This is a genomic window from Pseudonocardia sp. 2-7, assembly GCF_056341085.1.
In genome coordinates, this window is record NZ_CP094507.1 from 1,822,240 (window position 1) to 1,841,869 (window position 19,630).

Annotated in this window: 25 protein-coding genes; 15 read left to right on the forward strand and 10 right to left on the reverse strand. The window is 72.7% G+C overall.

Features of this window, described 5'->3' with window-relative positions:
- The first annotated feature begins 178 nt into the window (after window positions 1-178).
- From MTO91_RS09135 to MTO91_RS09150, 4 genes are all read left to right on the forward strand, one after another.
- Window positions 179-1,066 carry a DUF5919 domain-containing protein gene (locus MTO91_RS09135; protein ID WP_476654263.1) on the forward strand — a complete coding sequence of 296 codons (888 nt, stop codon included), beginning with the start codon at window positions 179-181 and terminating at the stop codon, window positions 1,064-1,066.
- On the forward strand, window positions 1,063-1,842 hold the full coding sequence (locus tag MTO91_RS09140) for an inositol monophosphatase family protein (RefSeq protein WP_476654264.1): 780 nt from the start codon (window positions 1,063-1,065) through the stop codon (window positions 1,840-1,842). The genes MTO91_RS09135 and MTO91_RS09140 overlap by 4 nt, the downstream gene beginning before the upstream one ends.
- 340 nt (window positions 1,843-2,182) lie before the next feature.
- Window positions 2,183-2,518 carry a DUF4288 domain-containing protein gene (locus MTO91_RS09145; RefSeq protein WP_476654265.1) on the forward strand — a complete coding sequence of 112 codons (336 nt, stop codon included), beginning with the start codon at window positions 2,183-2,185 and terminating at the stop codon, window positions 2,516-2,518.
- Between the two features lie 111 nt (window positions 2,519-2,629).
- Complete coding sequence (locus MTO91_RS09150; RefSeq protein ID WP_476654266.1) at window positions 2,630-2,890, forward strand: hypothetical protein; 261 nt, start codon at window positions 2,630-2,632, stop codon at window positions 2,888-2,890.
- A gap of 286 nt (window positions 2,891-3,176) precedes the next feature.
- On the opposite strand, the gene MTO91_RS09155 is transcribed toward MTO91_RS09150, so the two are convergent.
- Window positions 3,177-3,581, reverse strand: a complete 405-nt coding sequence (locus tag MTO91_RS09155) for a VOC family protein (protein WP_476654267.1) — start codon at window positions 3,579-3,581, stop codon at window positions 3,177-3,179.
- A 315-nt stretch (window positions 3,582-3,896) separates the two neighbouring features.
- Between MTO91_RS09155 and MTO91_RS09160 the strand changes: the two genes are divergently transcribed.
- The gene (locus tag MTO91_RS09160; RefSeq protein WP_476654268.1) at window positions 3,897-4,190 is read left to right on the forward strand and encodes a hypothetical protein; all 294 of its coding nucleotides are present in this window, start codon (window positions 3,897-3,899) and stop codon (window positions 4,188-4,190) included.
- 66 nt (window positions 4,191-4,256) lie between these two features.
- On the opposite strand, the gene MTO91_RS09165 is transcribed toward MTO91_RS09160, so the two are convergent.
- Window positions 4,257-5,054 (reverse strand): transposase family protein, encoded by a 798-nt coding sequence (locus MTO91_RS09165; protein WP_476654817.1) that lies wholly within the window; start codon window positions 5,052-5,054, stop codon window positions 4,257-4,259.
- A gap of 489 nt (window positions 5,055-5,543) precedes the next feature.
- Window positions 5,544-6,167: a class I SAM-dependent methyltransferase gene (locus MTO91_RS09170; protein ID WP_476654269.1), complete on the reverse strand. Its 624-nt coding sequence runs from the start codon at window positions 6,165-6,167 to the stop codon at window positions 5,544-5,546.
- A gap of 484 nt (window positions 6,168-6,651) precedes the next feature.
- Between MTO91_RS09170 and MTO91_RS09175 the strand changes: the two genes are divergently transcribed.
- Window positions 6,652-7,029: a hypothetical protein gene (locus MTO91_RS09175; RefSeq protein WP_476654270.1), complete on the forward strand. Its 378-nt coding sequence runs from the start codon at window positions 6,652-6,654 to the stop codon at window positions 7,027-7,029.
- A gap of 5 nt (window positions 7,030-7,034) precedes the next feature.
- Here the strand turns inward: MTO91_RS09175 and MTO91_RS09180 are convergent, their stop codons facing one another.
- Window positions 7,035-7,223 carry a hypothetical protein gene (locus MTO91_RS09180; protein ID WP_476654271.1) on the reverse strand — a complete coding sequence of 63 codons (189 nt, stop codon included), beginning with the start codon at window positions 7,221-7,223 and terminating at the stop codon, window positions 7,035-7,037.
- 36 nt (window positions 7,224-7,259) lie between these two features.
- A complete protein-coding gene (locus MTO91_RS09185; protein ID WP_476654272.1) occupies window positions 7,260-7,859 on the reverse strand; it encodes a TetR/AcrR family transcriptional regulator in 600 nt (199 codons plus the stop codon).
- 86 nt (window positions 7,860-7,945) lie between these two features.
- On the opposite strand from MTO91_RS09185, the gene MTO91_RS09190 reads away from it, so the two are divergent.
- Window positions 7,946-9,157, forward strand: a complete 1,212-nt coding sequence (locus tag MTO91_RS09190) for a cytochrome P450 family protein (protein ID WP_405418306.1) — start codon at window positions 7,946-7,948, stop codon at window positions 9,155-9,157.
- Between the two features lie 12 nt (window positions 9,158-9,169).
- Here MTO91_RS09190 and MTO91_RS09195 read toward each other — a convergent pair whose 3' ends face one another.
- Window positions 9,170-10,012, reverse strand: a complete 843-nt coding sequence (locus MTO91_RS09195) for a helix-turn-helix transcriptional regulator (RefSeq protein WP_405418304.1) — start codon at window positions 10,010-10,012, stop codon at window positions 9,170-9,172.
- Window positions 10,013-10,113: 101 nt separating this feature from the next.
- Between MTO91_RS09195 and MTO91_RS09200 the strand changes: the two genes are divergently transcribed.
- The 6 genes from MTO91_RS09200 (at window position 10,114) to MTO91_RS09225 (ending at window position 13,716) form a co-directional block, all read left to right on the forward strand.
- The gene (locus tag MTO91_RS09200) at window positions 10,114-10,872 is read left to right on the forward strand and encodes an SDR family oxidoreductase (RefSeq protein WP_405418302.1); all 759 of its coding nucleotides are present in this window, start codon (window positions 10,114-10,116) and stop codon (window positions 10,870-10,872) included.
- Window positions 10,873-10,916: 44 nt separating this feature from the next.
- A complete protein-coding gene (locus MTO91_RS09205; RefSeq protein WP_346105245.1) occupies window positions 10,917-11,123 on the forward strand; it encodes a tautomerase family protein in 207 nt (68 codons plus the stop codon).
- A 103-nt stretch (window positions 11,124-11,226) separates the two neighbouring features.
- On the forward strand, window positions 11,227-12,483 hold the full coding sequence (locus MTO91_RS09210; RefSeq protein WP_405418297.1) for an alpha-hydroxy-acid oxidizing protein: 1,257 nt from the start codon (window positions 11,227-11,229) through the stop codon (window positions 12,481-12,483).
- A 61-nt stretch (window positions 12,484-12,544) separates the two neighbouring features.
- Window positions 12,545-12,952 carry a DoxX family protein gene (locus tag MTO91_RS09215; protein ID WP_476654273.1) on the forward strand — a complete coding sequence of 136 codons (408 nt, stop codon included), beginning with the start codon at window positions 12,545-12,547 and terminating at the stop codon, window positions 12,950-12,952.
- Window positions 12,953-12,994: 42 nt separating this feature from the next.
- Window positions 12,995-13,366: a hypothetical protein gene (locus tag MTO91_RS09220; RefSeq protein WP_476654274.1), complete on the forward strand. Its 372-nt coding sequence runs from the start codon at window positions 12,995-12,997 to the stop codon at window positions 13,364-13,366.
- Between the two features lie 146 nt (window positions 13,367-13,512).
- Window positions 13,513-13,716, forward strand: coding sequence for a cold-shock protein (locus tag MTO91_RS09225; RefSeq protein ID WP_020624259.1), 204 nt, complete (start codon window positions 13,513-13,515; stop codon window positions 13,714-13,716).
- Between the two features lie 67 nt (window positions 13,717-13,783).
- On the opposite strand, the gene MTO91_RS09230 is transcribed toward MTO91_RS09225, so the two are convergent.
- From MTO91_RS09230 to MTO91_RS09240, 3 genes are all read right to left on the reverse strand, one after another.
- Window positions 13,784-14,431, reverse strand: a complete 648-nt coding sequence (locus MTO91_RS09230) for a TetR/AcrR family transcriptional regulator (RefSeq protein WP_346105240.1) — start codon at window positions 14,429-14,431, stop codon at window positions 13,784-13,786.
- 160 nt (window positions 14,432-14,591) lie between these two features.
- Window positions 14,592-16,208, reverse strand: a complete 1,617-nt coding sequence (locus MTO91_RS09235) for an alpha/beta hydrolase (RefSeq protein WP_476654275.1) — start codon at window positions 16,206-16,208, stop codon at window positions 14,592-14,594.
- The gene (locus MTO91_RS09240; protein WP_405418292.1) at window positions 16,205-16,564 is read right to left on the reverse strand and encodes a hypothetical protein; all 360 of its coding nucleotides are present in this window, start codon (window positions 16,562-16,564) and stop codon (window positions 16,205-16,207) included. Before MTO91_RS09240 ends, MTO91_RS09235 begins: the two co-directional genes overlap by 4 nt.
- Before the next feature lie 202 nt (window positions 16,565-16,766).
- Between MTO91_RS09240 and MTO91_RS09245 the strand changes: the two genes are divergently transcribed.
- Entirely contained in the window at window positions 16,767-17,231 is a 465-nt protein-coding gene (locus MTO91_RS09245) for an SRPBCC family protein (protein WP_073574048.1), read from the forward strand.
- A gap of 9 nt (window positions 17,232-17,240) precedes the next feature.
- Here MTO91_RS09245 and MTO91_RS09250 read toward each other — a convergent pair whose 3' ends face one another.
- On the reverse strand, window positions 17,241-18,002 hold the full coding sequence (locus MTO91_RS09250; protein WP_346105234.1) for an IclR family transcriptional regulator: 762 nt from the start codon (window positions 18,000-18,002) through the stop codon (window positions 17,241-17,243).
- Window positions 18,003-18,129: 127 nt separating this feature from the next.
- Here MTO91_RS09250 and MTO91_RS09255 point away from each other — a divergent pair, with 127 nt between their 5' ends.
- Complete coding sequence (locus MTO91_RS09255) at window positions 18,130-19,599, forward strand: aldehyde dehydrogenase family protein (RefSeq protein ID WP_476654842.1); 1,470 nt, start codon at window positions 18,130-18,132, stop codon at window positions 19,597-19,599.
- Window positions 19,600-19,630 lie beyond the last annotated feature (31 nt).

Sequence of the window (19,630 nt, forward strand, 5' to 3'; positions counted from 1 at the left end):
TCCTGGGACTCAGCCGCTCGTGTCCCGAACCCTTCGGGAGCGACTGAAACCAGGCTGACCTGCGAGAACAGTCATCTCTGTCCCGTGCGTGGACCACCTCGACCCACGTTCTCCCGAATGAGTCTCATTTTTGTCTCACGTGGTCTAGACTGCTGGTCACGGCCACGGAGGGGGTCCCATGGCGACGACGGAGACCGTGCTCAAGAACCTGCTCAAGCAGCAGCACCTACAGGAACATCGACTGTTCCTGCGTGCCTACGACCGGGCCGCGAGCAAGCTCGACAAGGAGCTGATCGGCAGCGGGCCGAGCAAGGCGACGTTCTACCGCTGGCTCGCCGGGCAGATGACCCGTCTGCCACACCCCGGACACTGCCGGGTCCTCGAAGCGATGCTCCCCGGCTGGACCGCCGACGAGCTGTTCCAGGCATGGATCGACGGCGCGCCGCCGCAGCCGCGTCTACGGCCTGCCGACAGCGAGCCACGCACCGCGGCCGAGCTGCCCCAGGTCTCCGCGCGCCCGGCGCGGCTCGCCGACTTGTCGGCGGTGTTCACCAGCCGGACCGAGTTCACCCACGAGCTGCCACCCGCGGTCCTGTTCGACGGCGCGACCTCCATTCGGTCCGCCGGGCTCTCCCTGAACATGCTCTGCCAGCAGTACGGCGACCGTGCCCTCGGCGCCCTGCTCGACGCCGGATGCGATGTGCGGCTCCTGTTCCTGCGCCCGCGCGGGAACGCGATCACCGCCCGCGAGGACGAGGAGGGGCTCACCGCCGGCCACCTGTCGATGCTCACCGAACTGAACATCGAGGTCGCCCAGCGGCTCCGCCGGAAACTGTCGACGGAATCCGCGGAACGGCTATGCATCAGGACATACGACGAAACCATTCGATTCAACATCACAATCGTGAGTGATCGAACGTGTGTCGTGCAGCCGTATCTTCCCGATGCTCGCGGTTTGGATGCACCGACGTTCATTGCCGACCGAGCTGCCGACGGCGAGGCCGGCCTCTACGGTATCTTCAATGGTGTGTTCGACTCACTCTGGGACCGGGCGGAATCGCAGTGACGACCGCGGCTGACCTTCTCGGAATCGGGCAGGCCGCGATGAAAGTCGCCCTGGACCTCATCGCGTCGCGGGACCCGGGCAGGGTGACGATCAAGAGTGACCGGGACGTCGCGAGCGAGGTCGACTACGCCGTGGAGAACGAGCTCCGTGCCTTCCTCGCCCGCGAGACCCCCGACATCGGGTTCCTTGGCGAGGAGAACGGCGAGACCGACGACCGCGAGACCCTGTGGGTCCTCGACCCGGTCGACGGCACGGCCAACTTCGTTCGCGGGGTACCGCTCTACGCCGTGTCTCTGGCGCTGGTCGAGGAGGGACAGCCCGTCGTCGGACTCATCAGCCTGCCGGTGGTCGACCTGCACTACGCAGCCATGCAACACGGCGGAGCACGCTGCAACGGCGACCTCATCCGCTCCCGGGCCACCGCGTCTCTACAGGACGCGATGGTGTCGCTCGGGGACTACGCCGTGGGCGAGTCCGCGACCGAGAAGAACGTCGACCGACTGGCCATCACCGCCCGACTGGCCGAACGGGTTGAGCGGATCCGCATGGTCGGGTCGGCAGCCACCGACCTCGCATGGGTCGCTCACGGGAAGATCGACGCGACTGTCATCCTTGCGAACAAGCCGTGGGACACAGCGGCCGGGACGCTGATCGCCCGTGAGGCCGGTGCTTTGGTCGTCGACCGGTTCGGCGAGCAGCATTCGCTGGAATCCACTAGCACAGTCGCTCTTTCGCCGGAACTGTTCGGTGACTTGATTCCGCTGCTCGCCGAGTAGTAGCAGCGACCTCTATCGGCCGCCTTTCGAGCGGTTTGCGTCGATGGCGATACCCTGGCCACCTAGCCGACCGATCGTTCGGCTTCCGGTCGGTGAGGACTTTCTTTACGTCTTCAAGCCGGCCCTGACGGGCCGGACGGGCGGCGTCGCTGCCGGTTCGCCTCCTGCCTCCGGCCCGGCGACCGGCGCGCGCACGCCCGCCACTGTCGACCAGCTCGAAACGCGAGAAGACCGCACCCCGGAACGGCCGAAGGTGCGGCAACGAGACTGAGTCGGGCCCGGATGCATCTCAGGGTTTCCACCGGAGGTGAGCCGGTCGGAACGGGACGACGATGCGGACATGGCCACCGAGACGCTGTTCGTCGCCATCCTCCTGTTCGAGTCGTCGTCATCTGCGCCGGACTACCGGCCGCTCTACCGCGAGGACATCGTCACGCTGCGAGCGCCGTCACTGCGTGAGGCGCGTGATCGGGCAGAGCGACACGGGCGCGACGCCCAGATCTCCTACAGCAATGAGGCGGGGGAGGAAATCAGGGATCGACTGGTGGAGGTCGTCGACGTAGCAGTCGCCCTGGCCGAGCCCGACACTTTGCCCGCCGACCTATACAGCCGCCACTTCCGGGACTTGACCTCCTACCGCACGTTCGAGCCCCTCCTCGACGGCGAAGCGCTCTGAATGGCGTCGGCTCCGCTCGGCCCAGCCCTGAGGGTCTCGGTGCCCGTCACCCCACCGAGGTCCGGAAGATCCCTGAGGACCGCCTCGATCCGCGGTGCCAACATCCGGGACATGGAGAAGAGCGCGTCCCGGCCGAACACCGACCGCAAGGCCTACTTCGAACTCAAGGTCGGCGTGTACTGCACGGAGGCGCAAGCGAGGAATCTGGTCGACGAGATCGGACTCCTCTTGTGTCCTGACCCGGAGCACAACGGACCGTGCCCGACCCCCTGGACGACAACGTACTTGCCCCTCGACAGGCCAGAGGCCGTTGAGATCTACCCCGTGCTGGTCGAGCAAGTCCAATTCGAGCAAGGCGAAGATCAGAGCTAGCGCACCGAGGAAGGGACAGCCCGCCCCCGATGCCGGAAACGGTCGTACGTGGTCCGCGCGGCATCCAGGGCGAACCTGCGCGGGGCCCCTACCCCACACAGAACCGTCGCTGCGCGAGCGCCTGCGGCGCCCCTGGACGCCCCACGGACCACGCCCAAGCCGGCCTCTATCGGGGAAGGGCCCAGCGTGGCGACTGACCACAACGAGTGCTCGATAATGGCCGAATACCTCATGAGCTACGGGCCGGACTTCGCAGACCGCGGCCGACTCCGCGGAGCGCTGTAGCTCACCCGGAGTCGGCGGGCCCAAGCAGGTCCCAGCGGTTCCCGGAGATATCGCGGAAGACGACGACCCGACCGTAAGCCTCTGTTCGTGGCTCCGTAAGGAACTCAACCCCAGCCGCTCGCATGCGTGCGTACCGATTCTCGAAGTCGTCATCCCACAGGAAGAACCCGACCCGTCCAGCGTGCTGATCACCGACTGCCGCGACTTGACGTTCTCCGTCGGCCCGAGCGAGCAGGATCCCGGTCTCTGCGCCCGCTGGCCGGACGACAACCCATCGCTTGGGGCGGCCGTCGTTGGTGTGCGCTGCTGAGTCCTCGACGAGGTCGAAGCCCAGCGTGTCCACGAAGAAGCTGATCGCCTCGTCGTAGTCGTTAACGACGAGCGCGGTGAGCTGTAGGTACGCCATGCGCAAGAGCGTGGCACCTCCGTCTCGCATCGAGCTGCGGTCCGTCGTCCTTTGACCACAACCGTGACCGCAACCCACCGGAGAACGGCGAGACACCACCGGACAGCCACGTACGCCCGACCAGCCAGAACGGGTCCACGACCAGGCGCCCCAGTGGCCTTGAAAGCGGATCCGGAGATGATGGGACAGGTGAAGCTCCGGTCCTCCCTATGGCTCGGCCCATGTCCACGATGTGCCGCGTCGATGCCGCTTGTCCGACGCCCCACGTCGTTCCGGCAGGCTCTCGCTGGCGGCTGGACCTGCCGAGGCTGCGGGGTGGAGCTGGACAGGGTGGGTCGACCGCTCGATGAGTACCCGCCACCGGGGCCGCACTGGTACTGGACCCAGACGATGCGCGGCGCCGTCGGCATGCTCGTCGTGGCGTTCGTGTGGATCGTTTTCGCCTGCGCACTCGTCTGGGCGGCGGTCGCCCTTCCCGAGCTGGCCCGCTGGTGGTGGTGGCTCACGGCAGCAGGATTCGTAGTCATGGCCACGCCGACGATCGTGATCTGCGCGATGTCGGTGTATGCACATCGTGGGCAGCGTCTACCCTCGCGCGACGTGAGCTGATTCGGCCCGCCGGACGCCACCGCTTACCTCCCGCTACCCGTTGCCAGTGAGCCTTTGCCAACCTGATCATCCGTTGGCGATCATGAGGGTCTGAACTGCGGCGACGAGCTCGGCGGCCCGGGTCGGGCAGGATCTGATCTTGCGCAGAACCTTCCAGTTCTTCAGCTCGGCGTTGACCCGCTCACCCGGCCCGCGTCGGCGGGCGTGTGCGGCGTTGACCTCCCTCTGGTTGCGCGACAGGCGCCGGTAGCGCCCGGTGTCCGGGTCGATGCGCCGACGCCGCTGCGGCACGGCCACCATCGGACCGGCGCCTTGGTAGGCGGTGTCGGCGACCGCGGGGATCTCATGCGCGGTCAGCGCCTCGATGATCCCGTGGTCGCGGGCGGCTCCCATGTCGTGCCGCGCGCCAGGCAGCGGCGGGGAGATCCACACCAGCCTGCCGACCGGGTCGGCGATGACCTGCACGTTCAGCCCGTGGGCCTTGTGCTTGCCGCTGTAGTAGGGGCGGTCTCGGCCGGACGCCATGCCGACCCGGTCGATCCGCAGCAGGCTGCCGTCGACGATCACGAACGCCTTGCGTGAGGCGACCTCGATCGCCTGCTCCAGCGTCGGGGCCATCGCCGCGAGCAGGGCGAGCGCTTCGCGCACGTAGCGGTAGACCGTTGACGTGCCGATCTCGAACCCGCAGGCCAGGTCGGCATAGGTCTCGCCCTTGCGCAGATAGGCCACCACCAGCAGGGCCTGGCGGCCGGCGGAGAGCTTGCGCCAGCGTGTAGCCCGCTGGTTGCGGTGCGCGCGCAGCGCGTCGGCGAGCAGGCCGAGCGCGCGGCTGGACACGGTCATCCCGGACGGGTAAGACAACACTCTGAAGCTCCTGGTCAGGCGGATTGATCTAGGCAATCGCCCGTCTACCAGGAGCTTCACCCTTTCGAGGTCACGCCACGCCGCACGCCAGCTGACCTGCTCGTCCATCAGGTTGGCAAAGGCTCAGTGTCTGCAATCGCTACGTACCTGTCAGGGGTGCCGGATCGTTTCACCGCAGGTCACAACGGTTTTTCGGCGGCAACCACGAACGGTGCCCAACCTCGACAGAGAGTCGGGCGGTTATTGGTTCGAGTCCAATCGGAGGAGCATTTCCCCGAGGTCAGACCGTGACCCGGGGTGGCAACTCACGATCGACCCCCAGGAGACCCACACCGATGGGTTCCGGGGGTCGACGTCGTTCCGGCGACCTCCAGGCCCCCTCGCCCCGGTCGTGGCCAGGTGAACCCACGTCTGCCCACACGACCGCGGTGGATCGGACGCGAGAGCGGTCGGAGCCGAGCTGCGATCAGGGGCGGGTGTGCGCGAAGATCATGGCCCCCGGGACGTCCTCATCCGGCCGGATGACGAGGTGGGCGTCGATGGTGAACCCCGCGCCCGCAGCCGGGCTGCCACCGTGCTCGGCCGGCGGTGGTGGTTCTCGATGGAGACCGGTCGGCCCGTGTAGCCCTCGGACGTGTGTCGGGTCTCGTCGCCGACGTGGAAGCCGACGAGCAGCGGTGCTCGGGGGCGCAGCACTCGGTGGAACTGTCCGAACACCCCGGGTAGGGCGTGGTCGGGCACGTGGACGATCGACCAGAACGCCACGAGACCGGCGACCGAGCCGTCGGCGAGGTCGAGGTCGAGGTCGGTCATCGTCCCCACCTCGAAGCGGAGCCCGGGGTAGTCGCGGCGTGCGATCGCGATCAGCTCGGGTGACAGGTCGATGCCGAATGCGTCCACTCCGGCGTCCTGGAGGTGGCGGGTGACGTAGCCGGGGCCGCAGCCGACGTCGGCGACCGGGCCGCCACCGGCCCTGTGCACCGACTCGGCGAACAACCCGAGGCCCGCGCGCAGGTAGGGATTGTCGTCGAGCAGGCCACGGACCTTCTCGGCATATCCGGCGGCGTCGGTGTCGTACGACGAGCGGGTATCGGACAGCCAGGTGTCGGACATGGGCGACACGGTAGGCCGCTCACGAGCAGTTGTGGCGTCGTGCTGCGGACGGGAGGGCAGGAGAGGGAGTGCACCGAGACCGTCACGCGCCGGGAACCGTCGGATCTGGACGGGATCCCGGCGGACAGGGTCGTCCGCCTCGACCGTGAGATCGTCGCCGACGGTATGTGGAGCGCCGCTCGGGAACGGTTCGCCGAGGCCGGTCCGGGGACGACGCTCCGGGTGAGCGAGAACGAGTACCGGTTCAGCAGCCTGTCCATGCGACTGGCGGCGCCACTCCTGCGCGGCGTCTTCCGCCGGCAGTCACGACTGCACATGCAGGACGTCGCGGCATTCGCCGAGCGGGGGGCCGACGTCCGCGAAGCGGAGGGCCGACCGCCGCGCGCGCGAGGGTGCACGGGCCCGCCGGGGCGGTGTAACGCGGTACCGCGGCGATCCGACATCGGGACCGCAACCACCCACACCGGACGTGGAGGACCCCGCGATGTCGACGCTCGTGCTCAAGCTCGCCCAGGCGATCGGGATCGTCGTGCTCGCCGTCCTCGTCGTCGGCACGGTGATCGGCGTCCTGCAGTGGGTCGTGGTCGCCGCCGGTCTGGTCGCGCTGCCGGTGGCGGGCATCTGGTTGTACTCCCGCCTGTCCGGCCGTCCGACGGCGCGCCCCGCGCGGCGGTCGGCCCCGCGGCCCACCCGCGCCGACCGTGCGGTCACGGCCCGTCGGGCCGAGTTGGAGGGCCGGGCGGTCTACGACGCGGTGGGCCGCTGCGGGTGGTGCGGCTCGGGGACACGGCACCAGGACCGGTACGGGTTCCCGGCCACGCCCCTCGCGTTCCACCGCGGCGAGATCGACGCGATGCTGTAGCCGTCTCAGCCCACGTCGCGCGCCCGGAGCGGCGCCTCGTGCGGGTGCATCCGCTGCTCCTCCGGGGACAGTGCCAGGCTGAGGATCCGGGTCGGACGGATCCGGATGATCGCCCTCGACGCCGTCGGCTGCCCCGCCGAGTCCGGCGGCTCGGTCAGCGCCTCGCCTCGTCCGCGGACCTCGACGAACCGCACCCGCCACGGGTCGGTCGAGCTGGAGTCGGGTCGGGGTCAAGCCGCCCGCGCCCGGGCGACGGCGGCACGCGCGTCGGCCACGGGGACCCCGAGGGTCAGCAGGTGCCCGAGGGCGACGTCGGCCTCGTCGCCGTCCCACCGCCCGTCCTGTGCGGCGTGCTGGTAGGCCATCGACCCCGCCTGCAGCACCTCGGCCAGCACCGGGGCCGTGACGTGCCGGGAGAACACACCGGCCCGCTGCCCGTTCTCCAGCAGCCGGATCATGATCGTGTGGAACGGCGCCATCGCGGCGCGGATCTCGTCGTCGGCGGTCCGGCGGGCCAGCGCGATGACCGGGCCGTAGCGGCGCGACGTGCTCCAGGTACGCAGGAGGGTGGCCGCGAGCTCCCCGGCCGGGTCGGAGGTGTCGGGGTCGACCTCGCCGACCTGCTCGACGAAGTCCGCCGACGCCGCCCGGACGAGCGCGACGACGAGGTCGTGACGGCTGGGGAAGTGGCCGTAGACGGTGCGTCGCACGACGCCGGCGCGGCTCGCGACCTCGTCGAGCGAGGCGTCCGGGTCCTCGCGCAGCACGGCCTGTGCCGCGTCGAGGATCGACCGCCGGTTGCGCTCCCTGGCCGAGAGGCGCCCCTCCATCCCATTCATCACGCGTGCAATTTTGCACGAGACGTGCAATCGTGACCAGGGAGCCCGGTGGACGAGGACAGGACGAGGAGCCGACGATGACGATCGACCACGACACCCGGCCGGTGGTGCTGGACCAGGACTTCTTCGACGATCCCGATGCGCTCTACCGGGAGCTGCGCGACGCGCGCCCCGTCGCCCGTGCGACCGGCCCGAACGGGCTGACGTTCTGGATGATCACCCGCTACGACGACGCCCGCGCCGCGCTGAACGACCCGCGGCTGCGGAAGGACTCCCGGCGGCTGCCCGAGGTGCTGCAGCGGCACGGCGCGACCTCGTTCCGCCAGTTCGCCGACTCGCTCGTCGGGCACATGCTCAACGCCGACCCACCGGACCACACCCGGCTGCGCAAGCTGGTCGGGCGGGCGTTCACCGTCCGCTCGATCGCCCGGCTGCGGCCGCGGATCGAGCAGATCGCCACCGAGCTCGCCGACGCCGCCGAGCAGGCGGGTCCCGAGCTGGACCTGCTGGACCACTTCGCGTTCCCGCTGCCGATGACGGTCATCTCCGAGATCCTCGGCGTCCCGGGGGAGCGGCGCGAGGACTTCCGGCACTGGTCGAACCTGCTGCTCTCCAGCGGCCCCGACGAGGAGCGCGCCGCGGCCGCCGCGTCGATGGCGCAGTTCCTGTCCGAGCTCGTCGCCGACAAGTCCGCCCATCCCGGCGACGACATGCTGTCCGAGATCGTCCGCGCCTCGGAGGACGGCGACTCGCTCAGCTCCACCGAGGTCACCGCGATGGCGTTCCTGCTGCTGGTCGCCGGGCACGAGACCACGGTCAACCTCATCGGCAACGGCATGCTGGCGCTGCTGCGCGACCCCGACCGGCACGCCCGGCTGCGCGCCGACCCCGACCGGGTGCCGCAGGCGGTCGAGGAGTTCCTGCGGTACGACGGACCGGTCAACCTCGCCACGATCCGCTTCACCGACGAGCCCGTCGAGTACTCCGGGGTGACGATCCCGGCCGGCGAGGTCGTGCTGGTCTCACTGATCGGGGCCAACCGCGACCCCGGGCGCTACCCGGACCCGCAGCGGTTCGACCCCGATCGCGACACCTCCGGGCACCTCGCTTTCGGCTACGGCATCCACCACTGCCTCGGCGCCCCGCTGGCCCGCCTCGAGGCCGACGTCGCGTTCCGGACGCTGCTCGCGCGGTTCCCGGACATGGCGCTCGCCGGCGCCCCCGGGCAGTACCGGGAGAGCACGCTGATCCACGCGCTCACGGCGCTCCCGGTGCGCCTGAACGCATGACCGGTACCCGGTTCAGCCCGCGCTGAACTGCTCGCTACCGATCACCCGGAGCAGTTCCAGTCGTCGTCCGGTCTCGCTGCGCGGCGCCGCGGTGAGCACGAGCAGCGCCTGGGACCGGTCCTCGGTGAACAGCGCCTGGCAGTCCACCTCCAGCTCGCCGAGCTCCGGGTGCAGCAGCGTCTTGTGGTCGGCGAACCGGCGCCCGACCTCGTGCAGCTCCCACAGGGCGGCGAACTCGGGGCTGCGCTCCGACAGCACCTCCACCAGCTCCCCGGCCCGCGACCGGGGCCCGAGCATCGCCAGTGCCGCCCGCAGCGTCGCCACCTGCGCGCGGCTCTGGCGGGGCCGGTCGTCGGGCGGGTACATGCGCCGGGCGTCCGGATCGGTGAACCAGCGGAAGACCTCGCTGCGGGCGAGCCCGGTGTGGTGGGTGTGGTCGCCGAACAGCGCCCGGGCCATGTCGTTCTGCACGAGCGTCTCGCCGAGCACGGTCAGGATCAGGGCCGGGCTGTCGTGCAGCCGGTCCAGCACCCGCAGCAGTGCCGGGGTCACGTGCTCGGACACCGGGCCCGACGCCGGCGCGTTGCGGCCCGCGCACCGGAACAGGTAGTCGCGCTCCTCGCTGCCCAGCCGCAGCGCCCGGGCCAGCGACGCCAGCATCTGCTCACTCGGCTGCGGGCCGCGCTGCTGCTCCAGCCGCGTGTAGTAGTCGGTCGACATGACCGCGAGCGCCGCGACCTCCTCGCGGCGCAGCCCCGCCGTGCGTCGGCGCGGCCCGTCGGGGAGCCCGACGTCGCCGGGGCGGAGGCCGGCGCGGTGCCGGTGCAGGAAGTCGGCCAGGGCTGCTCGGTCCACGGCGTCGAGTATCCGTGGGCACCCGCCGGGCGACCAGGGACCGGCGATCCCCCGATGACCGGTCTCTGCCGTCCCGTCCGCCGCGCGGCGACGGTGGGGACATGCAGATCACCGGACGCACCGTCTTCATCCCCGGCTCGACGAGCGGCATCGGACTCGCCCTGGCCCTGGCGCTGCACGAGCGCGGCAACACCGTGGTCCTCGGCGGCCGGCGGCGCGACCTGCTCGACGAGCTCGACGCCGCCCACCCCGGCCTCGACGCCGTCGAGATCGACACGGCCGACCCGGCGAGCGTCACGACGGCCGTCACCGAGGTCCTCGACCGGCACCCCGACCTCGACGTGCTCGTCGCGATGGCCGGGATCATGCGGGTCGAGGACTGGCACGGCCCCGAGGGCTTCCTCGCCTCGGCCGAGCAGGTCGTCACCACCAACCTGCTCGGCCCGATCCGGCTGATCGGCGCGCTCGTGGAGCACCTGCGGGGACGGCCGGTCGCGTCGGTGGTCACCGTGTCGTCCGGTCTGGCCTTCGTACCGCTCGCCGCGACGCCCAGCTACAACGCCACCAAGGCCGCGGTGCACATGCTCACCGAGTCGCTGCGCCTGCAGCTCGCCGACACCACCGTCGAGCTCGTCGAGATCGTGCCGCCGTCCGTGGCGACCGAGCTGCTCCCCGGCCAGCGGGACAGCCCGATCGCGATGCCGCTCGACGACTTCGTCGCCGAGGTCCTCGCACTGCTCGAGGCCGGAGCGCCGGGCGGGGAGGTCCTCGTCGAGCGGGTGCTTCCGCTGCGCCGCGCCGAGGCCCGCGGCGAGTACGCCGACGTCGTCGCCCGGCTCAACGCCGCCGACCCGCACTGACCACCACACCGCACCCGACCGTGCACCCGGAACAGGAGACACCCGTGCCTTTCGCCAACCTCAAGGTCCCCGCGGGCCTGCTCGACGCCGACGCCAAGCGCGAGCTCGTCGAGCAGGTCACCGACCTCTACGCCGCCGTCTTCGGCGACGAGGTCCGCGCCAACACCATGGTCCTCGTCGACGAGGTCGCCGACGGCGGCTGGGGCATCCGCGGGCAGGTCCTGACCCTCGCCGACCTGCGGGGACGGTGACCGTCCGGCCCGCCGCCCACCCCGGACGCGGCCCGGTCCCGCGTCCGTCCGGGACGGGCGGCCCGGCCCGTAGGCTGACCGCGCGACGACGGGGGAGGGCGCCATGACGGCACCGGGCCGGGCTCGGCAGGAACGGATCTACCGCGAGGGCGTCGCCGGCGCCCGGCCCCGGGTCCCGACCGGTCCCGACGAGCTGGAGCGCCGCGGGCGGCGGGCCATGAGCCGGCGCGCCGACGCCTACGTCACCGGCGGCGCGGGCGCCGAGACCACGATGCGCGCCAACCGGGCGGCGTTCGCGCGCCGGGAGATCGTGCCGCGGGTGCTGCGCGACGTCGGCGAGCGCGACCTGACCGTCGAGCTGTTCGGTCGCACGCTGCCCGCCCCGCTGCTCCTCGCCCCGATCGGCGCGCTGGACCTGGTCCGGCGCGGCGCCGACCTCGCCGTCGCCCGCGGGGCCGCGGCCGCCGGGGTCCCGATGGTGATCTCCAACCAGGCAGGGACGCCGATGGAGGACATCGCCGCGGTCGGCGGCCCCACCTGGTTCCAGCTGTACTGGTCCACCTCCGACGAGCTCGTCGACAGCTTCCTGCGCCGCGCCGAGGCCTCTGGCTGCGACGCCGTCGTCGTCACCCTCGACACGACGATGCTCGGCTGGCGCCCCCGCGACCTCGACCTGGGCCACCTGCCCTTCGCCCGCGGCATCGGGATCGCCCAGTACACCTCCGACCCGGTGTTCCGCGGCCTGGTGGAACAGACCCTCGCCGCGCCGTCCACCGGTGCGCCGCCGAAGGTCACCCCGCAGGCCGTGCGCACCCTGCTCGAGATCACCCGCAACGCCCCCGGACGGTTCCGGGACAACCTGCGCTCGCCCGTCCCGCGGGCGGCCGTGGAGACCTTCCTGCGGGTCTACTCGCGACCGCGGCTGTCCTGGGAGGACCTGGCGACCCTGCGCTCGCGGACCCGGCTGCCGATCCTGCTCAAGGGGGTCCTGCACCCCGACGACGCCCGCCGCGCCGCCGACGCCGGTGTGGACGGTGTCGTCGTGTCCAACCACGGGGGCCGCCAGATCGACCACGCGGTCGCCTCGCTGGACGCGCTGCCCGGTGTCGTCGACGCCGTCGGTGACGCGCTGCCGGTGCTGCTCGACTCCGGGGTGCGCACCGGCGCCGACGTCGCGACCGCGGTCCGGCTCGGCGCCCGCGCCGTGCTGCTGGGGCGCCCGTTCGTGCACGGACTCGCCCTGGACGGGGCCCGTGGCGTCGCGCAGGTGCTGCAGAACGTCGTCGCCGAGCTCGACCTGGTCTGCGGGCTGGCGGGGGCCACCACCCCGGCCGGGATCGAGCTGCGCGAGCGTCCCTGACGGGTCACCCGGCGGTGCGGTCCGGCGCGCCCGGCCGCCCGGGCCGTGGCACCGTCGGATCATGACGCGCACGACGGCCACCCGTACCCGCCAGGACGTCGCCCGCCTCGCGCTCGGCGCGATGCTGGTGTTCGCCGGGACCTCGCACCTCACCGTCGCCCGCTGCGAGTTCCGCGCCCAGGTCCCGCCGTGGGTCCCGATGGACACCGACGACGTCGTGCTGCTCTCCGGGGCCGCCGAGATCGCGCTCGGCGCCGCGCTGGCCGGCCTCCCGAAGGAGCGCCGCCGGGTCGGCGGCCTGGCCGCGGCGTTCTTCACCGCGATCTTCCCGGGCAACGTCTCGCAGTACCGCAACCGCGTCGACGGGTTCGGCCTCGACACCGACACGAAGCGCGCCGCGCGGCTGGCCGGGCAGCCGCTGCTGGTGGCGTGGGCGCTCTACGCGGGAGGGCTGATCCCGCGCCGGTGAGCCGGTGCCGGTCCGCCGCCGGCCGATTGTCATGATCACCGGATGGACGCGATGGTGCGGATCGGGCTCGTCGAGCTCGCGCTCGGCGCGATGCTGGGCTGGGCGGTGGTCGTGTCGGTGACCCGTCCCGACGCGTGTCGGCGGGTCGGGATCGTGGAACCACGCCGGCTGCTGCAGGCGCACCTCGACTTCGTGCTGATGGGGCTGATCCTGGTCGCCGTCGGGCTGGCCGCGCCGGACCTGCCGGACCGGCTCGTGGCCGTGCTGGTGTTCGGCACCTGGGTCAACCCGGCGCTGTTCCTGCCGATGGCCTGGGGACCGGACGTCGTCCGGCACCCGGTCTTCCGGGTCGTCAGCGGTTTGTCCTTCGTCGCGACCAGCGGCGGGCTGGTGCTGGCCGCGATCCTCGGCTGAGCGCCCCGGGGACCCGGAAAACCGGGCGAACGGGACGCCCGGCGCGACGCGCCGGTACCCGATCGCACGTCGCCTGTAGCACGGCGGGGTCCGGTACGGCTAATGTCCACCCCGTAGGAACCGGCAAGACGCGAGGAGACATCCGGATGCCACAGGGAACCGTCAAGTGGTTCAACGCGGAGAAGGGGTACGGGTTCATCACGCCGGACGGAGGCGGGCAGGACCTGTTCGTCCACTTCAGCGCGATCCAGTCCTCCGGATACCGCAGCCTCGACGAGGGGCAGACCGTGACCTTCGAGGTCACCCAGGGTCAGAAGGGTCCGCAGGCGGACCAGGTCGTTCCCACCTGACCGCCTGATCCGACGCCGACGCCCGGGGTGCTCACGCGAAGCACCCCGGGCGTCGTCGTGTCGGGGGTCAGGACGCCAGGCGGGTCTCCAGCCCGGCGACGACCAGCTCGACGCGGCTCAGCGTCCAGCTGCGCGGCGGGTCGTCGATCCGGTCCCGGAACACCGACCGGATCTGGGCGTCGAACGGCTCGGTCGACTCCAGCACCTGGTCGCGCCGGCGCACGTCCCCGATGCCGGAGGAGTTGGCCGCCAGCCACGGCTGCATTCCCATCTGGATGGCGGTCGAGGCGCCCAGCGCCGCGTCCTCGGCGGTGAAGCCCGCCTCCAGCAGCCGGTCTGTCAGTCGCCGGAACGCCGACATCATCGCGTCGGGGGACTCCGGCAGCCGCACCATCGCGGGGGCGAGTCCCGGGTGCTCGGCCATCACGTCGAACGTCGCCGCCGCGAACGCCAGCATCTGCTCCTGCCACCGGCCCTCGTCGGTCGCGGGGAAGACGTCGTCGGTCACCACGTCGTCCACCAGCGCGGCGACGAGCGCCTCCAGGCTGGGGAAGTGGCGGTAGAACGTGGAGTACTTCACGCCGACCCGGGCGGTCACCGCGCCGACCGTCAGGTCGGAGAAGCCGAGCTCGCGCGCAGCGGCCAGCAGTGTCGCGCGGTCGGTCAGTGGCGGACGGCCGGTGCGCCGTGCCGGTCTGCTCTCGGTCTCGGTCACGCCCGCATGCTACTGCCCGTGCCCACGTCCGGGACAGGCTAGTCGCGGTTCGTCTGACGACTACCTGTGACCTGGCCCATCTCTCGTTCATTGAGCGGTCGTTCGTTCGGCCGGACGGACGTGCGGTGGTCTCGCAAAGCGGATCGCCCATGACGGAGCGTCACGGCGGAACGGGTGCTCCGGCGACGATCCGGCCCAGGGTGCTCAGGCTCGGCGAGCCGGGGTCCCAGTAGCCGCCGTGCGCGGCGGCGAACGCGGACTCGTCGTTCGGGGTGGCCGGGTCGTCCGGGCGCGGGAGCGCCGACCCGGGGGCCGAGCCGAACACCCGTGCACCGAACGCCGGTGCCGCCGGGTCCGGGCCGTGCAGGAGCCCGGTCGGGGCGAGACCGCGCGAGGTCGCGAAGACCTCGACCCCGGGCACCCGGCCGATCGGGTCGTGCCGCGCGGTCGTCGCCCAGACGTGCCCGGGTGCGGTGCCGAGCTCGGAGGCGTGCCCCGCGCCGGTCCCGGGGCTGCCGACGAACACGACGTCGTCGGCGGCGAGGCCGCCGCCCCGGGCGGCGTTCCCGAGCACCGTCGAGCCGTAGGAGTGCCCGACGACGGTCAGGTGGACCGGTCCGGCGTGCCCGGCCCGCAGGCCGTCCTGGAAGGACCGCAGGTCCCCGGCGGCGGCGCGGGCGGCAGCGGGGTCCGCCGCCGCGAGCAGGTCCGGGGGAGCGTCGTAGCCGGTCCACAGGACCGCGGCGACGGCACCGTCCGGCGCGGCCGCCCGGGCGGCCGCGCGGGTCGCCTCGACCCGGGCCAGGTCGCCGGGCACCGTGCCCCAGCCCGCGGTCGTCCCGGGGACGTGGGTGAGCACGTGCGCGGCGCGTTCCGGGTCGCCGACGGCGAGCACGAGCCGCCCGCCGGTGTCCCCGCGCTCCAGGCGGAGCAGGTACGCGTCGCCGCCGTCCAGGCGTCGACGGGTGGTCTCCAGCCCGGCCGAGGCCCGCCGGGCGCGGTCCGCGCCCGCGGTGTCCCCGGCCCGGTCCAGCAGCGCCGCCCGGGCCCGCAGCCGGGACAGCTCGGCGTCGAGCAGGACCCGGTTCGCCCGGTCCCGGACTGCGACCGGGACGCCGTCCAGCCCGCCGACGAGCCCGGGCCGGGTGTGCAGCAGCTGCTCCCGGTCGGCCCCGGGCAGCCCGGTCCACCAGGACCGCACGGCGCCGGCGTCCGCACCGGCGGGCGGCGCCGCGGCGGGCGCGACCGGGCGGGGCACCGCCGCGGGGGCCGGGCGGAGCGCGTCGAGCGCGGCGGCCGTGGCGTGGTCGGACCGGGTGGCGGCGCCGACGGCGTCGGCCACCGCGGTGGACAGGCGGACCAGGTCCGCCCCGAAGCGGGCGACCGTCGCGGGCAGCCGCCACACACCCGGCGGGTGCGCGGCGGGGCCGGCGCACAGCGTGCCGCGCTCGAGGTCGACGACGAACTGCGGGTGCACCGCCAGCGCGGCGACGACGAGCCGGCGCTGGGCGTCGAGCACCTCACCGGCGTGGGTGCCCAGCACCTGCGCGGCCCGGGACGCGGTGCCCGCGTCGGCACGCAGCCTGCGCACCTGCTCGGCGCGGGCGAGCGCGGCCGCGTCGGCGTCGGCCCCGCTCCACGACTCCGGTGCGGAGCGTTCCAGCTCGGCCGCGCGGTCGGACAGGGCGCGGGACACCCCGTCCCAGGTGCCGGCGCGGCGCAGCCACGCGCCGGGGTCGGCGGCCACGAGGTCGCCCAGCGCGGGCCCGGCGCTCACGAGGCGTGCCCGGCGAACGCCACCGCGGCGTCGTCGTCGGCGGCGCGCCAGGCCGCGGCGGCCGCGCGCAGGGCCGACGCCGTCGACGCGGTGTGCCCTGCGTGCTCCCGGACGGCCCGCACCATCGCGTCCTCCCAGGCCGCCGCGGCCGTCCCGGTCGCAAAGCCGGGCACCGGCACGGCGGGGCCGACGAGCGCCGCGTCCCCGGCGAGGCCCTCGGCGACGCGGTCGAGCGCCGTGGCGGCGGCGTCGAGCCCGTCCGGGTCGGAGCGCGCCACCCCGCCCGGCGACGGGTGCGGTCCGGGACGGGCGCGGCCGCTCGTCCACGGCGTCCCCGGTCGGTCTCGGTCGTGCACCGCGGCACCTCCGTCGTCGGTGGCGGGCCCGCCCGGCCCGCCCGCGTCGGGGGGAGTGTGCGTGCCGCGCGCCCCCGGCACGGTCGTTCCGGGGAAACCGGCACGGGGCTCTCGATCATGACCGGTCGCCGTGAGACCATCTGCGCCGGTCGGGAGCAGCGGGCCGGGTCCCGAGCGGCGCCCGGCCGGGGAGAGGAGCGTCGTGGTCGGCGTCCAGCGGGTGATGACGGTGTCCACCCCTGCCGAGACGGTGCTCGGTTACCTGGCCGACCACGGGCACAGCGAGATCTGGGACCCCACCGTGCGCTCCAGCACCCGCTCCGACGGCGGCGGCCCGGTCGCGGTCGGCGCCGCCTGGCACACGGTGTCGGTGTGGGGCGGACGGGAGAGCGAGCTCGACCACACGCTGCGGGAGCTGACGGCCGGTCGGGTCGTGTTCGTCGGGGAGAACCCGACGGTCACCGCGACCGAGGAGATCGTCGTCGAGCCGGCCGAGGGCGGGGGGAGCGTCGTGAGCTTCCACGCCCGGGTGCGGCTCAAGGGTCTGCTGAAGCTGGCGGCGCCCTTCCTGCGGCGCGAGTTCGAGCGGCACGGCGACGAGCTGGAGCGCACCCTGCCGCCGGTGCTGGAACGTCTGCAGGGGCCCGCGCCGGCCCCGCCGCCGTAGGCCCGCGGCTCAGCGGTCGCGCCAGAACCCCATGCGACGGCTGATCTCACGCCCCGCGGCGACGACCTCCGGGGTGATCCGCTCGATCCGCTCGGCGGAGAGCCGGTAGGCGGGCCCGGACACCGACAGGGCGGCCACCACCGCACCACCGTGGTCCAGCACCGGCGCGGCGACGGCGTTGAGGCCGGTCTCCAGCTCCTCCAGCGACCACGCGTACCCGTGCCGGCGGACCCGGCGCAGCTCCTCGACGAGTGTGTCGCGGCCCTGCTCCGGCACCGTGTCCGGCATCGTCCCCGGGTCGTCGAGGACCACCGAGGCGAGGAGCACCTTGCCGCTGGAGGTGTTGTGCATCGGGGTGATCCGGCCGAGCCAGTTGAACGTGGTGACCATCGACGGGCCGCGGGCCTGGTCGACGTTGACCGCCCACCCGCGGTCGGGGATGGCGATGTTGACGGTCTCGCCGAGCCGCTCCGCGAGCGTCTCGCAGACCGGGTGGCCCTGGGTGGTGACCTCCAGGCGCTCGGCGACACGGCCGGCGAGCGGGATCAGCCCGAACCCGAGGCGGTACTTGCCGCGGTCGGCGATCTGCTCGACCAGTCCACGCTCCTCCAGCGCCCCGAGCAGCCGGAAGGCGGTCGACTTGTGGACGTCGAGCGAGGCCGCGAGCTCGCTGACCCCCGCCTCGCTGCGGTCGGCCAGCAGGGTCAGCAGGGTGATGGCCCGGTCGACCGACTGCACCCCGGGCTCCCGTCCACGCACCGTGTTGCCCATCGCGCAACCCTAACCCGGCATTCGGCACGTTGCCACGCGGGGCCGGCTGGAAAGCGTGACCGTCTCCCCCCGCAAGGACACCGGCCCGGGTTTGCACATCGACCGGTTCCCGGTGAAAGCTCGCGCCGTGCCGAGCCTCTACATCGACGGAAGCTGGACCACCGGGTCCGCCGGGACCGCCCCGGTGGTCAACCCCTACGACGCCTCGACCGTCACCGAGGTCGACCAGGCCGGGCCCGACGACGTCGACCGTGCCGTCGCCGCCGCGCGCCGCGCCTTCGACGACGGGCCGTGGCGGCGGACCACGACCGGCGAGCGCGGTGCGCTCCTCGGGCGGATCGCCGACCTGCTGGTGCGCGACCGGGAGAGGATCGCCCGGCTGGAGACCCTCGACACGGGCAAGACGATCGCGGAGGGCCGCCAGGACGTCGACGACGTCACCGCCGTCTTCCGCTACTACGCCGGGCTCGCCGACAAGGACGCCGGGCGGGTCGTCGACACCGGCAACCCGGCCGTGGTGTCGCGGATCGTGCACGAGCCGGTCGGCGTCTGCGCCCTGATCACGCCGTGGAACTACCCGCTGCTGCAGCTGTCCTGGAAGGTCGCCCCGGCGATCGCCGCGGGCAACACCATGGTGATCAAGCCCAGCGAGGTCACCCCGCTCACCTCGATCGTGCTGGTGGAGCTGTGCGAGGAGGTCGGGGTCCCGGCCGGCGTGGTGAACATCGTGCTCGGCGACGGGCCGTCGATCGGCGCCCCGCTGACCGAGCACCCGGACGTGGACATGGTCAGCTTCACCGGTGGCCTGTCCACCGGCCAGAAGATCATCCGGGCGTCGGCCGAGACGGTGAAGCGCACCGCCGTCGAGCTGGGCGGGAAGAACCCGAACATCGTCTTCGCCGACACCGACTTCGAGCTCGCCGTCGACTACGTGATGCTCGCGGTGTTCCTGCACTCCGGCCAGGTCTGCTCCGCGGGGGCCCGGCTGATCATCGAGGACTCCGTCGCCGACGCCGTTGTCGACGAGGTGGTGCGCCGCGCGCAGCTGATCCGGCTCGGCAACGGTCTCACCGACGGCGTCGAGGTCGGCCCGCTGGTCTCCGCCGCGCACCTGGCCAAGATCGAGGACTTCGTCGCGGCCGCCCGCGCCGAGGGCGCCACGATCCAGTGCGGCGGTGCCCGCCCGGACGACCCGGACCTGGCGCAGGGCTACTTCTACCTGCCGACGGTGATCACCGACCTGGCCCCGGGGTCGCGGCTGATCCGCGAGGAGACCTTCGGCCCGCTGCTGACCGTCGAGCGGTTCCACACCGAGGAGGAGGCCGTCCGCCTGGGCAACGACACCGAGTACGGGCTGGCCGGTGCGGTGTTCACCGCCGACATGGGCCGCGCCCACCGGGTCGCGTCCGCGCTGCGCCACGGCACCGTCTGGATCAACGACTTCCACCCGTACTTCCCGGGCGCGGAGTGGGGCGGCATGGGCCGGTCCGGCAACGGCCGCGAGCTGGGTCCGACCGGGCTGGCCGAGTACCAGGAGATCAAGCACGTGTGGACCAACACCGCTCCGCAGCCCCAGGGATGGTTCTCGGGCCGCTGACGGCGCCTTGATGACGCGACGCAACGGCCCA

Excerpts from the sequence above, each read along its gene's own strand:
- MTO91_RS09135 (WP_476654263.1), top strand. The coding sequence starts at position 179 with ATGGCGACGACGGAGACCGTGCTCAAGAACCTGCTCAAGCAGCAGCAC.
- MTO91_RS09215 (WP_476654273.1), top strand. The coding sequence starts at position 12,545 with ATGACGCGCACGACGGCCACCCGTACCCGCCAGGACGTCGCCCGCCTC.
- MTO91_RS09210 (WP_405418297.1), top strand. The coding sequence starts at position 11,227 with ATGACGGCACCGGGCCGGGCTCGGCAGGAACGGATCTACCGCGAGGGC.
- MTO91_RS09150 (WP_476654266.1), top strand. The coding sequence starts at position 2,630 with ATGGAGAAGAGCGCGTCCCGGCCGAACACCGACCGCAAGGCCTACTTC.
- MTO91_RS09200 (WP_405418302.1), top strand. The coding sequence starts at position 10,114 with ATGCAGATCACCGGACGCACCGTCTTCATCCCCGGCTCGACGAGCGGC.
- MTO91_RS09190 (WP_405418306.1), top strand. The coding sequence starts at position 7,946 with ATGACGATCGACCACGACACCCGGCCGGTGGTGCTGGACCAGGACTTC.
- MTO91_RS09250 (WP_346105234.1), bottom strand. The coding sequence starts at position 18,002 with ATGGGCAACACGGTGCGTGGACGGGAGCCCGGGGTGCAGTCGGTCGAC.
- MTO91_RS09145 (WP_476654265.1), top strand. The coding sequence starts at position 2,183 with ATGGCCACCGAGACGCTGTTCGTCGCCATCCTCCTGTTCGAGTCGTCG.
- MTO91_RS09220 (WP_476654274.1), top strand. The coding sequence starts at position 12,995 with ATGGACGCGATGGTGCGGATCGGGCTCGTCGAGCTCGCGCTCGGCGCG.
- MTO91_RS09225 (WP_020624259.1), top strand. The coding sequence starts at position 13,513 with ATGCCACAGGGAACCGTCAAGTGGTTCAACGCGGAGAAGGGGTACGGG.
- MTO91_RS09185 (WP_476654272.1), bottom strand. The coding sequence starts at position 7,859 with ATGGAGGGGCGCCTCTCGGCCAGGGAGCGCAACCGGCGGTCGATCCTC.
- MTO91_RS09170 (WP_476654269.1), bottom strand. The coding sequence starts at position 6,167 with ATGTCCGACACCTGGCTGTCCGATACCCGCTCGTCGTACGACACCGAC.
- MTO91_RS09175 (WP_476654270.1), top strand. The coding sequence starts at position 6,652 with ATGTCGACGCTCGTGCTCAAGCTCGCCCAGGCGATCGGGATCGTCGTG.
- MTO91_RS09155 (WP_476654267.1), bottom strand. The coding sequence starts at position 3,581 with ATGGCGTACCTACAGCTCACCGCGCTCGTCGTTAACGACTACGACGAG.